The organism is Photorhabdus bodei, assembly GCF_003287735.1.
Taxonomy (GTDB): Bacteria; Pseudomonadota; Gammaproteobacteria; order Enterobacterales; family Enterobacteriaceae; genus Photorhabdus; species Photorhabdus kayaii.
Map to the genome: position 1 here is coordinate 99,837 of NZ_NSCM01000001.1, position 12,748 is coordinate 112,584.

Below are 12,748 nucleotides of genomic sequence, written 5' to 3' on the forward strand. Positions count from 1 at the left end.
GACCGCAAGCTTCGCGCCGGGTATCGATCAACGCTAAAAAATACCGTGGCGATGCAGCGCTTTCGCATCCTCCGGTACCGGGGTGATAGCATCCCAAAGTTCGGCCACTTTGCCGTTCTCAATGCGCCATAGCTCGAAGTAGCTGTGACGCGCTCCGACGATACTTCCCTCCGAATGGGTCAGAACAAACTGCCCATCGGCTACCGTACGGTGAATTTTAGTGTAATGCAGCCCCTGCCCTTCATCCCTGAGTTGCTTAAGAAACGAGATGAGTGCCGCCGTACCATCGGGAATATCGGGGCTGTGCTGGCGAAACAATTCACCATTAGTGTAGTTTCCAAACTCTTCGTAGTGACCCTCGATCAGGGTACGTGTAAAAAAGTTGACCACCAGCTCGCGATTCTTCTCTCGGTCATGGTCATCGCCTGCTTCAGTCGGGCCGTCTAACTGAGTCCGGCCACTGACGTTGGGTGCAGCCTGCGGCACCAAGCCGTCCCAGTGCTCTACGATTAAGCCGCCGGCAACCCGGTACAGATCGAAACCAACCAACGGCCAGTTATCTAATCCCGTAAAACGACCGTGGATGGCGACCAGATCACCATCCTGCAATACACGATACGTTTCGTGGTGCAGTTCGGGATGTGTCCAGACCAGCTCACGTAATCCGGCAAGACCATCTTTGACCAACGGGGAATGTTCGATGAAATGTGGCGCGAAATAACGCTCAAGCGCCCCTAGATCACGGTCAGTAAACAGCTCGTGGTGCGCACGCGACACCAAGTCGCGTGGAGATCTATTCTGAATCATTGCGGATGTCCTGTGTCAGTCGTTGGAACTCATCACGTGTTTGATACGCGTATATTCGTCGAAGCCATAAGCCGACAGGTCTTTACCATATCCGGAGTTCTTGAAGCCGCCGTGCGGCGCTTCCGCCGTAAGAGGAATATGGGTGTTAATCCAGACGGTACCGAAATCGAGTTCACGTGACAGGCGCAACGCGCGGCCATGGTCGCGGGTCCAGACACTGGAGGCCAGTCCGTATTTCACGTCGTTAGCTTTCTCTATGGCATCCTGTTCATCGCGGAACTTCTGCACCGTGATAACCGGGCCGAAAATCTCGGTCTGGATTGCTTCGTCGTGCTGTTCCAGACCGGTAATTACCGTAGGTTCAAAGTAATAACCCGAACGTTCGGCCTGACGGCCTCCAGTTTCGATACAGGCATGCGCGGGCAAACGTGCAATGAACCCTTTGACCTGCTCCAGCTGACGAACATTATTGAGCGGCCCATACAGCGCCTCTTCATCTTCTGGATAGCCAAAGCGGGTAGCTTTAGCTACCGTCACCAGTTTGGCGACGAAGGTATCGTAAACAGAGTCATGCACCAGCACACGCGAGGCTGCCGTACAATCCTGACCCGCATTGAAATATCCCGCGGTAGCAATGGTCTCCACCGCTTTGTCCATATCTGCATCGGCGAAAACAACCACTGGCGCTTTGCCACCTAGCTCCAAATGTGCTCTGGTGAGATTAGCCGCCGCCGAAGAGGCAACCTGCAAACCTGCGCGCACGGAACCAGTGATGGAAACCATAGCTGGCGTTTTGTGTGAAACGACCAGAGCACCCGCGCTGGCATTACCCAACACCACGTTGAATGCACCTATCGGGAAGAACGGAGCGGCCAGTTCAGCCAGCAACAGAGTACTTTCCGGCGTGGTATCGCTCGGTTTGAGTACCACGGTATTACCCGCTGCCAGTGCGGGTGCTATCTTCCATACTGCCATCATCAGCGGGTAGTTCCACGGCGTAACCTGCCCCACCACGCCCAGTGGTTCGCGCCGGATGCTGGTCGTCATATCAGGAAGATATTCAGCAGTCGCTTTGCCTTCCAGAAAACGGGCGGCACCAGCGAAGAAACGGATATGATCCACTGACGTCGCAACTTCCTCAGAGGCAATCAGATGCTTGAGCTGCCCTGTATTGCGGCTTTGCGCTTCGATCAGACGTTCAGAGTTTTTTTCCACCGCGTCGGCTAATGCCAGCAACGCCTGCTGACGAGCTGACGGTGTGCTGCGCCTCCAGATCTTGAATGCCTCTTTAGCCGATACATAAGCTTCATCAACATCCGCTACAGTCGCGTTAGGAGAACGCGCATAGATTTCACCTGTGACCGGGCTTACTAGGTCAAAATATTCGGAACCTTTAGATTCAACATACTGACTATTAATGAAATGCCTGAGCGTTGGTACCGCCATGGTTACCTCCTGATGGATTGGATAACATAAAATATAACCTATAACTTAATATGTTCAATTGTTGTATAGATGTTAATTTTTCAACTAAAAAACAAAAATAAAAGAGTAATTAGATACATAGATGTACCTCTCGACACTCCTGTTCAGGAAAATATGCCGATCTGTGAGCAGGATCGATGATTTTTTTAACTGAAAGAAAAGATTTGGGGGCTATTTCTCGGCAGGATTATTTACAATCGAGTTAATATCAGAGATTGCTCAATTTGCAACATCAATATTAAAAAACGAAGTCTGAGAGAAATTACGTTAAATAACTCGCGACTGAAGTCGCAGCCTTTTAACTGCGACTACGGCGACAAGCCTTATTATTCTATACCTTATGGATTTCAAGATGCATCGCGGCGGCAAGGGAGCGAATCCCCGGGAGCATAGATAACTATGTGACCGGGGTGAGTGAGTGCAGCCAACAAAGAGGCAACTTGAAGGATGACAGGTATATACCCAATGGATTTCAAGATGGATCGCGACGGCAAGGGAGAGAATCCCCGGGAGCATAGGTAACTATGTGACCGGGGTGAGCGAGTGCAGCCAACAAAGAGGCAACTTGAAAGATGACGGGTATATACATTCACTCATGCTTTATTGACCTCAACCAATAATGTTTGATGAGAGTTTCCGTGTGCAAGCGGGGTTTTACGGGATGATGTCAGCACATTGACACAACCTCCCCAATCAACACCATTTTTATCCGGTTGCCACCATGCGCCGGTCGGCATTGCCACCACGCCGGGGATAATACGTTGAGTTACCTCCGCCGGGATCATAGAAACACCGCGATCATTAAATACCCGAACTAAATCCCCTTGTTTAATTTTGCGTTTTTGCGCATCCAATGGATTAATCCATAACCTCTGGGTTTGTACTTCCTTTAACCAAGGATTTGAATATTGGGTTGAATTAGAGCGGTTTTTCCCTTTCCAGGTAATTAATTGCAACGGGTATTTTTCAGTTAATTTATCCTCCGGCCCTTCGAATGCAGGTACATAATGTGACAATGCAGGGATCTCAGGATGTTGCATGTCGTATAGACGCTTAGAAAATATCTCTATTTTTCCTGAGGGTGTTGGAAATGGATGATTTTCTAGGTCACGAATATTTTTTTCAAAAGCGACATAAGGCGGTATTTTGAAAAGATGTTTGTTTGTCCGTTGTAATTCCTCAAAAGTAGGTAAATTTTCTTTTGGCATAGCTTGACGATTAGATTCCATAATATGAGCTATCCACGCTTTTTCGTCACGACCTTGGCTGAATTCCTGTTCAACTCCCAGCTTTTCGGCCACTTCACGTATCCATTCATAATCAGAACGCCGTTCGAATTCAGGTTCAATCAATTTTGATGACAAAATGAAATAGCTGCCGGTGCCCCAAGGATAGGCAATATTCCAGCGTTCCATAAAACTGGTTTCCGGCAATAAAATATCAGCATATCGGGTGCTTGGTGTTAGATAAAGATCACTGGAGACAATGAATTCAATTTTAGATTCATCTGCCAATATTTTTACTGCCTGATTAATATCCGGGTTTTGATTTGCAAGGTAATTACCGGCCAGTGAGAATAACACACGGATATTGGTATTCAGCTTATCTGCACCAACTAAACCGTCTGCCGGAGTCACTTTACTGGCATCATCGGCTGCTTGGACCCAGTTCATTACAGAGATTTTTTCTTTTACCGGGTTTTTACCAAGATCAAGTCCGTAGAGATATTTATTACCCGCAACACTACCGAAACCGGCTGCCCATCCCCCTTTTTTACCCACATTACCGGTTATTGTGGCTAAAATTGTTGAACCACGTGCAACACGTTCACCACAGATATGACGTTGTGGCCCCCATCCCTGAATCAGCGCCGCGGGTTTCGTGCTGGCATATTCGCGGGCAAGTTGACGAATGATATTTGCCGGCACTTTAGTGATTTTTTCAGCCCATGCCGGTGTTTTTACAATGCCATCTTTAGCGCCTGTCAGGTAAGCAACCAAAGATTCATTGGCAGGAACGCCATCCGGCATATTGTTTTCATCAAAACCAATCGTATAGCGATCGATAAACCCTTTATCGTGCAAATTTTCACTGACAATCACATACATCATTGCATCCATTAATGCGTTATCAGTTGTTGGCAGCAAAGGAATCCATTGGTCAGCCAATGAGGAAGCAGAATCAGAATAACGGGGATCGACAACAATAAATTTGGTGCCGTTTTTTTTCATCTTCTGGAAATAGTGATTGGTGTGACCAAAAATAGTTTCAGACGGATTATGGCCCCAAAGGATCACCAACGGGGTATCTTCTAAGGTATCCAGTGTGCTACCCGAAGTTGCTACGCCATAGGTATAGGGCGTGGCTGCCGCGGTATTGCCCATACTCACGGAATGGTAATATTGTAAATGTCCGCCGGTAATATTGAGTAAACGACGTAACATTTTATCACCTGATGATACACCGCCAATTATCGCGGTATTAACGCTAACATAGCGGCAAGCTGGGCCATATTTCTCAGTAATGCTTTTTAGCTTATCCGCAATAATGGTTGTCGCCTCATCCCAGGAGATTCGTTCAAATTTTCCTTCTCCCCGCTTACCAACTCGTTTCATCGGATATTTTAAACGATCAGGATGATAAACAAATTTGCGATAGCCCTTGCCGCGGACGCAAGCTCGCATGATCGGCATTGCTTCATCAAGTTCATGATCAGGTCTGGTGGTTATGCGGGTGACAACACCTTCTCGGACATGAGCTCGGATATCGCATCTTCCTCCACAATCAAATGTACTACAGGTGGGTATGACTTTCGTTTCACTTGTATCAATAACATTAATCGGTAGTGAGCTCTGGTCTGTTTTCTCGCCGGCGGTTGTTTGGCGGGTAGAAACAAAGGGAATAGATATAAGCGCCGCACTCGCTTGAATAAAATGACGACGGCTGGCCCTCAGGTCATTATTCTGTTCATCGGCTTCATCACTTATTTTTTTATGTTTCATATTAGCCTCCACACTGCATCTCATCCGTTGAATGTTATTTAGGAAAAAGGGTTTAAATGCTGATATACCCGTTATCTTTCAAGCTGCCTCTTTGTTGGCTGCACTCACTCACCCCGGTCACATAGTTATCTATGCTCCCGGGGATTCGTTCCCTTGCCGTCGCGATGCATCTTGAAATCCATAGGGTATAGATCACATTTTATTGAAAATTTTTGCTAAATCTGATTAATAAATTAACGCTGAAATGAATGCCTTAAAATAATTCATGTGATGAGTGAATATTTCAAGGTGTATAATTAAAAAACAAATTATATTTATTGCTTAAATTTCATGATATTGATGAAGTAGCGCTAAGTATTTTATGCTAATACTTAATTATAGTTATACCTCTTACATTCAAAATAGGGTATTCAATAGAATCACGTAATTTTAACTTAATATCTTAAATAGTCATAAACATTCTGAGGTTTGGTTTGCAAAATTATATAAAAACCTTAATTATCAAAAAATTGACTTCCCTGAAATAGATACCCCCAAAATGAAATTCTCTTGGAGAACAAACGATGAATAAAACATTAAGGAATATATCCTTATTCACAGGTATTATATTTGGCAATCTGGCATTATCTCATGCCGTAATTATTCCAGCAGGTACATTATTGTCAGTTAATCAAGATATCGTTCGCAATAATGGTTCAGAACCTGTGTCTCTTGATGTTCATAAAGTTGAAAATGATGTTGAATTTAATATTATTCATGATTTTTTTAGTGGATTAATCAGAGCGGGCAGTGATGGAAAAATCAATCCTGATTTAGCGGTCAGTTGGGAAGCCAAAGATAATAAAGTGTGGTTATTTCATCTAAGAAAAGGAATAAAGTGGTCTGATGGCTCCCCTATTACTGCCCATGATGTGGTTTTTAGCTGGCGACGTTTAGTTGATCCCAAAATTGCCTCTCCGTATGGCAGTTATCTTGGAAACATGCATGTAGTCAATGCCAAAGATATTGTTGCTGGCAAGAAAAAAACCGATGAATTAGGTGTAAAAGCGCTGGATAATTTAACTTTGGAAGTGACGTTAGAACAACCCGTATCCTATTTTTTACAGATGTTGGCCTACCCTGTTATGGTACCTATAAGCCAAAAAGCGGTTGAAAAGTATGGCGAAAAGTGGACTCATTCCGATGTATTTGTCAGTAGTGGACCATTTAAGTTATCCGAATGGGTTGTTAATGAGAAAGTTGTGGGTATCAGGAATTCACAATATTGGGATAGTGCTCATACTGTTATTAATAAAGTCACTTACCTTCCAATAGCATCAGAAACGGCGGATATCAATCGTTATCTAGCCGGAGAAATTGATATCACCAAGAATATCCCGTCGATTTTATTTAAATCCTTAAAGGAAAAATTAGGTAATCAAGTTCATATCACACCAGCATTAGGTGTTTATTATTATGATTTTAATAATAAAAAAGCACCTTTTAATGATTTCAGAGTCAGACAGGCATTAAATTTGGCTTTAGATAAAGAGATTATAGCGAATAAAGTTTTGGGGCAAGGTCAAGAACCTGCTTATAATCATACTCCACCAAATACTGGAGGAATGAATTTAGGGCAACCTGATTATGCATCATGGACACAACAAGCAAGAATTGAGAAAGCTAGGAAGTTATTAAATGAAGCGGGTTATAATAGAAGTAACCCATTGAAATTTAAACTTCTTTATAATACGTCAGAAGAGCATAAACGGATTGCTATTGCGGCGACTTCAATGTGGAAAAAAAGTCTGGATGTAGATATTATTTTGCAGAACCAAGAACGAAAAGCTATGTTGGATGTTATTCATCAAGGTAATTTTGAGATGGTGAGATATGCACGGATCGCTGATTACGATAATCCTGCCTCGTTTTTAAATAATTTTGTTACTGATAGTTCTAATAATACATTATTATATAGCAATCATACTTATGATGATTTGATAAATAAAGCTAAGGCAACAAATGATCGAAAATATTTTCAGCAAGCAGAAGATATTTTGGCAAAAGATGTACCAGCAATTCCTGTTTATTACTATATCGGCGTCAGATTGGTCAAACCTTATATTGGTGGATATTATATGAGCCCATTGGGTTTTGTGTCGACAAAAGATCTTTATGTTATTAAACATTAGTAGAATATTATTGTAGTACTTAAGTAGATATTACGGTTTTGGACAGGTTGGTTGTTTTAAACCGTAATATGAGATGATTTAATATTTTCATCAATTCTTATATAGATAATTTTTTATTTAAATTATCTTCATAGGAATATTCTGATGGAAATATATCACCATAACTATGAATAAGTGTTTTTAAGATAGCGGCCGTTACCTAAGATGCATCAACTGTCTATTATATGAACCATATCGAATAAATTATAAAAATCATATCGTTTTATATTACAAAAAATAGTAACAGGCATATTTCAAACAAAATTTCAATAACTTAATATAATTAGATTATTAATCAATTTATGAAATGGATAATCATATTATATTTATCTAGAATTGATAGCTAAGTCCTGGGGCTTTATTTGTCGTAGATATACCTAATGGATTTCAAGATGGATCGCGACGGCAAGGGAGCGAATCCCCGGGAGCATAGATAACTCTGTGACCGGGGTGAGTGAGTGCAGCCAACAAAGAGGCAACTTGAAAGATAACGGGTATAAATTATCCTGTAAAATGGAGGACACTATTATGTATAAACATAAAGTGAAAGTGATGACTTTAGCCGCTACGATAATTACAGCTTTATTTAATGGCGCATGGGCTCATGGTTATATTGATAGCCCAGGAAGTCGTGCATTCCTTTGTTCTGCACAGGGAAATGAACAAAATACGGATTGTGGGTTGGTTAAGTATGAGCCTCAATCTCTTGAAGCTAAGAAAGGCTTTCCGCAAACTGGTCCAGAAGATGGCCATATCGCTAGCGCTGGCATTGGTCATTTTGGCTCATTGGATGTTCAAACCGAAGATCGCTGGAGAAAAATTCCTATTACTGCCGGTGATATTGAGTTTCAGTGGGAAATTATGATTCAACACAAAACCTCAAGTTGGGAATATTTTATTACCAAACCTAATTGGGATCCCAATAAACCTTTAACCAGAGAGCAATTTAATAGTACACCTTTCTGCTTTGAGGATTATCAGGAAAAAATGCCGGGCAGCCGAGTTATTAATAAATGTACCTTACCAGAGGGTTATCAAGGCTATCACGTTATACTGGGTATTTGGACAATCTCAGATACCCTAAATGCATTTTACCAAGTAATTGACACAACAATTAGCCCTGCTTGATTATAAAATAGCTATTATCGGGAACAGCATGATGCTGTTCCTGTTTATCGAATTATATAGGTTTGCTCCCAAACTATGTGGAACAAACCTCAAAGACCGAATTTTTCTTTAAGTTTATCAAGCTGTTGTTGTTGAAATAGCTCAAACTTAGCTCTTGGCTGCTGCAAGCGTATAGAATCTAACATTGGATCTTTGACTTCCGTACGAATGCCGCTCATTTGTTCAAGCACAGCCAATCCACAGAATGGTACATAAGACTCTGCGTACCCGCCTTCATGAACAACGACTAGTTTTCCGTCGCATAAACTATCTGCTGCCTGTTGCACTAGCTGGGTCATCTCCCGAAAACTTTCACTATGGAGCTGCATCCTGGCCAGAGGATCCACCGCATTCGCATCATAGCCACAGGCAACAATAATCAGTTCCGGTTTAAAACGTTCAAGCGCTGGAAGTATTATCTGTGTCATTGCATAGATATAGCTATTATGTCCGGCTCCAGCAAGTAATGGGATATTCAGGTTATAACCTATTCCTTCACCTTCCCCAATATCATCTTCACCGCTGTATCCTGGAGGGAAGCAACCATCCTGATGTATCGAGATGGTCAAAACATCAGAACGCTCCCAATAAATATGCTGAGTACCATTACCGTGATGAACATCCCAATCAATGACCGCAACTCGTTTTAAATCAAAACGTGCTTTTGCCTGTTCAATTGCCAATGGGATATTTGCTAGAAAACAAAATCCCATGGACTTATCAGGTAAACAGTGATGACCTGGTGGTCGAGAAAGGCTGTAAGCATTATCAAGCTCACCGCTAAGCACTGCTTCCACCGCCGCACAAGCAAGGCTGGCTGAAAGCTTAGCAATTTCATAGCTTCCCGGTCCCAGAGAGGCTTCTATACCAAGCATTCCTCCACCATTATCACTGACTTGCTTAAACCGCTTCAGGTACTCTTCCGGATGAATTCTACGTAGCGTTTGCTCATCAATAGGCGATGCCGAAGAAAGGTGCAAAGAGTGGCTCAAGCCTGATACATCCATCAAATTTTTTAGCCGCCTTTTTGTTTCCGGCGATTCAGCATGTGCAGTTCCAGAAGTAGGTTGAACCCAACCACCGACAGGTAACGTCGTTATATGCATGCCAGTACTATGCCAAAAACAATGTTCATCAAAGAAAAACCCTGTTTTTCGTCTCATCACCCTTCCTTATAGATTAAATTAACTTACATATCATTAACATAATCAAAACAAAAACAGATTATGCCTAAGCCTCCCTAATATTCGTGGGCACCGATGAGATAACCCGAACTACTTGTTCGGGCCACAAATTCAGCAGTTAAGTGCTGAATTTAGAGGTCAGAACCACTCGGTGAAGCCCCATGTCGTGGTAAAGTCTCTAAGTATCTTCAGTTGTATGTTGCCCTGAATTCCAACAAATGCAAAATGGTCATCTTTTCTCATACACCACTCGAATCCTCCAGACGAACGCTTAACCACAGCCATATCTTCCCATTTTTGTTGGTACTGAGCTTTACAGATAAGTATCTCGTGAGCGTTGTAGCCAAGGTAAGCCCCGTGATCACTTACAGGGGATGCCCGGCAAATAAAGCCAAGGTAGCCTCCCCTCTTTCCTTCCCAGACGCACTCAAATTTTTGGTGTAGTATAGTGCTTTCCCATATTGCCAATGACACGCTCCCCGGCGCTGCATGAAACTTACTAGCCACCGTTACAGCAGTCGCGTAATCACCCGCTGGATACGGATGAATAATATAGGATTTTCCTGGGATCGGAGTATCGTTGCCTGTGAGTATTCCCATAATCATTCTTCGTTAGTTTATGTGGTATTCACATTCATTTAGGTAGATATTTTAATTATTGTGTCTTTTTAATGAAGCTCAATAATCAACATCAGTATCCTGATATATAAATATCTAAAAAATTCATAATAAATGACATCGACAATCCAACCATGAATTTCGACACAAGGATATTATAACTTTTATTGTTTATTTGAATTTTAATATTCAATGGCTTTGTGTGGCGTATGGCACAAAGGTGACAGTAAAAATCCGCCTTCATCCCATCCCCTGGCATTGTTTTTGTGCTGCTGAAATGAACATTTCCACCAAACAGTCTTGTTCACAGTAACGTTCAATGCATTGATATTTTGTGTTTTTTCTCAGTGGTATCATTCAGTGACATTCCTGACCACATTGTTGGCTTCAAGTTTTATAGGTGGTTGAATGTACATATGACATATTTGAGTTTGATGTTTTCTCCTTTTGTTTTATAATAAAAAGTATGTTGTAACTAATCGTGTTATTCAAATGAGTAAATATTTATCAATTGAAGATTTGAATAGTTGTTTTCAAAGACAAGAGAGTAAGTTGAAACAACTATATGAACAATTAAATAGCTATTCTTTGTTGGCCGCTCATGTGTTTATTCTGCCTGATGTAGAAAAAGGTAGTGAACATGAGCCAGTAACGAAAATAATTGTTAATGAAGAGACGGGTAATAACGCACTAAATATAGGGTTAAATCATTACCAGAAGCTATTTATATATCACAATAACCAAAATATCAGCAGTAAAGCTGCCGTTCGTCTTCCCGGTGTATTATGTTTTTCTGTGAACCAACAACAATATCGCTCTGCTTTACTGTTGATTGAGGAAATTAATAAGTTGAAAGCAGAACTTGAACATATCGTAACTGTACAATCAGGAGTGGATAAAGAACAACGGTTTGAGTTTGTTCACAGTCAGTTACATGGTTTGATAACTTTAAACGCTTACAGAACCATCACTCCCCTTATCAATCCCGATTCAGTTCGCTTTGGTTGGGCAAATAAAAATATCATCAATAAAGTCACAAAAGATCAAATTTTACAACGTTTAGAGAAAAGCTATAACGCGGGACGAGCAGTTTCCCCCTATTCTCGTGAACAGTGGGCAGCATTAGTCGCCAAAGAAATTATCGACATAAAAAAATTACCTAATGATGTGGTTTTAAAAATCAAACGTCCAGTGAAAGTACAGCCCATTGCACGAGTCTGGTATGCGGAACAACAAAAACAGGTGCAGTATGCTTGTCCCCTGCCAATAATTGCATTTTATGTTAATTATGGCGATAACCAACCAAAGATAGGTAGACTTGCTAACTATGATGCCAATGCCATAGTGCATCGTTATAAACCCAAAGCCAAACCATTGGAGTTGATTATTCCAAGGCTACATTTATATCGTGAGATTTAGTGCAATTAGTTCTATTTGCCTAATGGAAGCATCAGCGTGTATGGCTCCAATGGTGACTGGGCAAAGCCAAGACGCGTATAGAACGTTCGGGCGCTCTCATCAAGTGCATGGACGATTATAGCTGAAATGCCCACCAGTTCCGCCGTGCTGACGACACGCTTCCAAGCATCCTGGAGAAGCAATGCCCCGAGCTTCTTCCCTTGATATTCCATATCGACAGCCAGACGGCCGAGAAGCACTACAGGGATAGGATCTGGCATATTACGTTTAAGCGATGGTGTAGATTCAATATGATTAATTGAACCGGCGCTTAGACAATAATAACCGATAACGTCTTTTGTGCCTTCCTTGCAAATAACAAATGTGCGGCTCGCGCCGAGCTTATTATTTTTTAAAGCCCGGCGTGAAAGCCATTCGTTTAATGTTTCATGCTGGCAATAAAAATCATTTATATTATGTTCAACTGTTAATATTTCAGGTGCGCTTATTCCCATGGTGCTTTATATCCCATGAGTTTTTTAAAACCTGCATTATCAGAAAGCGGTTGCTCCAGCATCTGCATGAACGCATGATATTTTTCGTCGTTAACGAAAAAGTGGCGCTGATCGAGTATGGCCTCTTCGGCTGCGCGGCAGGCAGCATCCAAGATGAAATCAGTTCGGGTCTTTGAGTGCAGGTTTGCTGCATGGTCAATAAGCTCCCTCTGGAAGGCTTTCGCCCGGATGTTGATCGGGGTTTCTTTAGGTTGTGTTCTCATAAATCACCTGTGTAGCAAATTGGTAGGCAGTCATTATAGCAGTTGTATAACTAATAGCTACACAGAATGTATCCCGTACATTCTACTAACCGGAGCACT

General features: G+C 42.1%; 11 protein-coding genes. 3 read left to right on the plus strand and 8 right to left on the minus strand.

All coding sequences use genetic code 11. From position 1 onward, the window contains the following. Window positions 1-33: 33 nt before the first annotated feature. The 4 genes from CKY02_RS00385 to CKY02_RS24205 form a co-directional block, all read right to left on the minus strand. Window positions 34-807: a nuclear transport factor 2 family protein gene (locus CKY02_RS00385; RefSeq protein WP_112893794.1), complete on the minus strand. Its 774-nt coding sequence runs from the start codon at window positions 805-807 to the stop codon at window positions 34-36. 15 nt (window positions 808-822) lie between these two features. Continuing rightward, the gene (locus tag CKY02_RS00390; RefSeq protein WP_112893795.1) at window positions 823-2,253 is read right to left on the minus strand and encodes a gamma-aminobutyraldehyde dehydrogenase; all 1,431 of its coding nucleotides are present in this window, start codon (window positions 2,251-2,253) and stop codon (window positions 823-825) included. A gap of 632 nt (window positions 2,254-2,885) precedes the next feature. Then, a complete protein-coding gene (locus CKY02_RS00395; protein ID WP_112893796.1) occupies window positions 2,886-5,318 on the minus strand; it encodes a DMSO/selenate family reductase complex A subunit in 2,433 nt (810 codons plus the stop codon). 28 nt (window positions 5,319-5,346) lie between these two features. After that, complete coding sequence (locus tag CKY02_RS24205) at window positions 5,347-5,490, minus strand: hypothetical protein (protein ID WP_162119894.1); 144 nt, start codon at window positions 5,488-5,490, stop codon at window positions 5,347-5,349. 367 nt (window positions 5,491-5,857) lie between these two features. Between CKY02_RS24205 and CKY02_RS00400 the strand changes: the two genes are divergently transcribed. Together CKY02_RS00400 and CKY02_RS00405 are read left to right on the plus strand one after the other, a co-directional pair. After that, a complete protein-coding gene (locus CKY02_RS00400) occupies window positions 5,858-7,465 on the plus strand; it encodes an ABC transporter substrate-binding protein (protein ID WP_112893797.1) in 1,608 nt (535 codons plus the stop codon). Between the two features lie 567 nt (window positions 7,466-8,032). Continuing rightward, window positions 8,033-8,632, plus strand: a complete 600-nt coding sequence (locus tag CKY02_RS00405) for a lytic polysaccharide monooxygenase (protein ID WP_112893798.1) — start codon at window positions 8,033-8,035, stop codon at window positions 8,630-8,632. An 89-nt stretch (window positions 8,633-8,721) separates the two neighbouring features. Here the strand turns inward: CKY02_RS00405 and CKY02_RS00410 are convergent, their stop codons facing one another. Together CKY02_RS00410 and CKY02_RS00415 are read right to left on the minus strand one after the other, a co-directional pair. Continuing rightward, the gene (locus tag CKY02_RS00410; protein ID WP_112893799.1) at window positions 8,722-9,834 is read right to left on the minus strand and encodes a class II histone deacetylase; all 1,113 of its coding nucleotides are present in this window, start codon (window positions 9,832-9,834) and stop codon (window positions 8,722-8,724) included. Between the two features lie 159 nt (window positions 9,835-9,993). After that, window positions 9,994-10,455 (minus strand): hypothetical protein, encoded by a 462-nt coding sequence (locus tag CKY02_RS00415; protein WP_238399037.1) that lies wholly within the window; start codon window positions 10,453-10,455, stop codon window positions 9,994-9,996. A gap of 510 nt (window positions 10,456-10,965) precedes the next feature. Between CKY02_RS00415 and tus the strand changes: the two genes are divergently transcribed. Continuing rightward, on the plus strand, window positions 10,966-11,892 hold the full coding sequence (tus, locus tag CKY02_RS00420; protein WP_112893801.1) for a DNA replication terminus site-binding protein: 927 nt from the start codon (window positions 10,966-10,968) through the stop codon (window positions 11,890-11,892). 11 nt (window positions 11,893-11,903) lie between these two features. Here the strand turns inward: tus and CKY02_RS00425 are convergent, their stop codons facing one another. Together CKY02_RS00425 and CKY02_RS00430 are read right to left on the minus strand one after the other, a co-directional pair. Beyond that, window positions 11,904-12,386, minus strand: coding sequence for a GNAT family N-acetyltransferase (locus CKY02_RS00425; protein WP_112893802.1), 483 nt, complete (start codon window positions 12,384-12,386; stop codon window positions 11,904-11,906). Beyond that, entirely contained in the window at window positions 12,377-12,649 is a 273-nt protein-coding gene (locus CKY02_RS00430; RefSeq protein WP_047965112.1) for a type II toxin-antitoxin system TacA family antitoxin, read from the minus strand. The genes CKY02_RS00425 and CKY02_RS00430 overlap by 10 nt, the downstream gene beginning before the upstream one ends. Between the last annotated feature and the right edge of the window lie 99 nt (window positions 12,650-12,748).

What these genes read in the sequence shown, in the direction of transcription:
- CKY02_RS00415 (WP_238399037.1), bottom strand. Translation starts at nt 10,455, where the DNA reads ATGGGAATACTCACAGGCAACGATACTCCGATCCCAGGAAAATCCTAT.
- tus (WP_112893801.1), top strand. Translation starts at nt 10,966, where the DNA reads ATGAGTAAATATTTATCAATTGAAGATTTGAATAGTTGTTTTCAAAGA.
- CKY02_RS00410 (WP_112893799.1), bottom strand. Translation starts at nt 9,834, where the DNA reads ATGAGACGAAAAACAGGGTTTTTCTTTGATGAACATTGTTTTTGGCAT.
- CKY02_RS00425 (WP_112893802.1), bottom strand. Translation starts at nt 12,386, where the DNA reads ATGGGAATAAGCGCACCTGAAATATTAACAGTTGAACATAATATAAAT.
- CKY02_RS00385 (WP_112893794.1), bottom strand. Translation starts at nt 807, where the DNA reads ATGATTCAGAATAGATCTCCACGCGACTTGGTGTCGCGTGCGCACCAC.
- CKY02_RS00400 (WP_112893797.1), top strand. Translation starts at nt 5,858, where the DNA reads ATGAATAAAACATTAAGGAATATATCCTTATTCACAGGTATTATATTT.
- CKY02_RS00390 (WP_112893795.1), bottom strand. Translation starts at nt 2,253, where the DNA reads ATGGCGGTACCAACGCTCAGGCATTTCATTAATAGTCAGTATGTTGAA.
- CKY02_RS00430 (WP_047965112.1), bottom strand. Translation starts at nt 12,649, where the DNA reads ATGAGAACACAACCTAAAGAAACCCCGATCAACATCCGGGCGAAAGCC.
- CKY02_RS00405 (WP_112893798.1), top strand. Translation starts at nt 8,033, where the DNA reads ATGTATAAACATAAAGTGAAAGTGATGACTTTAGCCGCTACGATAATT.
- CKY02_RS00395 (WP_112893796.1), bottom strand. Translation starts at nt 5,318, where the DNA reads ATGAGATGCAGTGTGGAGGCTAATATGAAACATAAAAAAATAAGTGAT.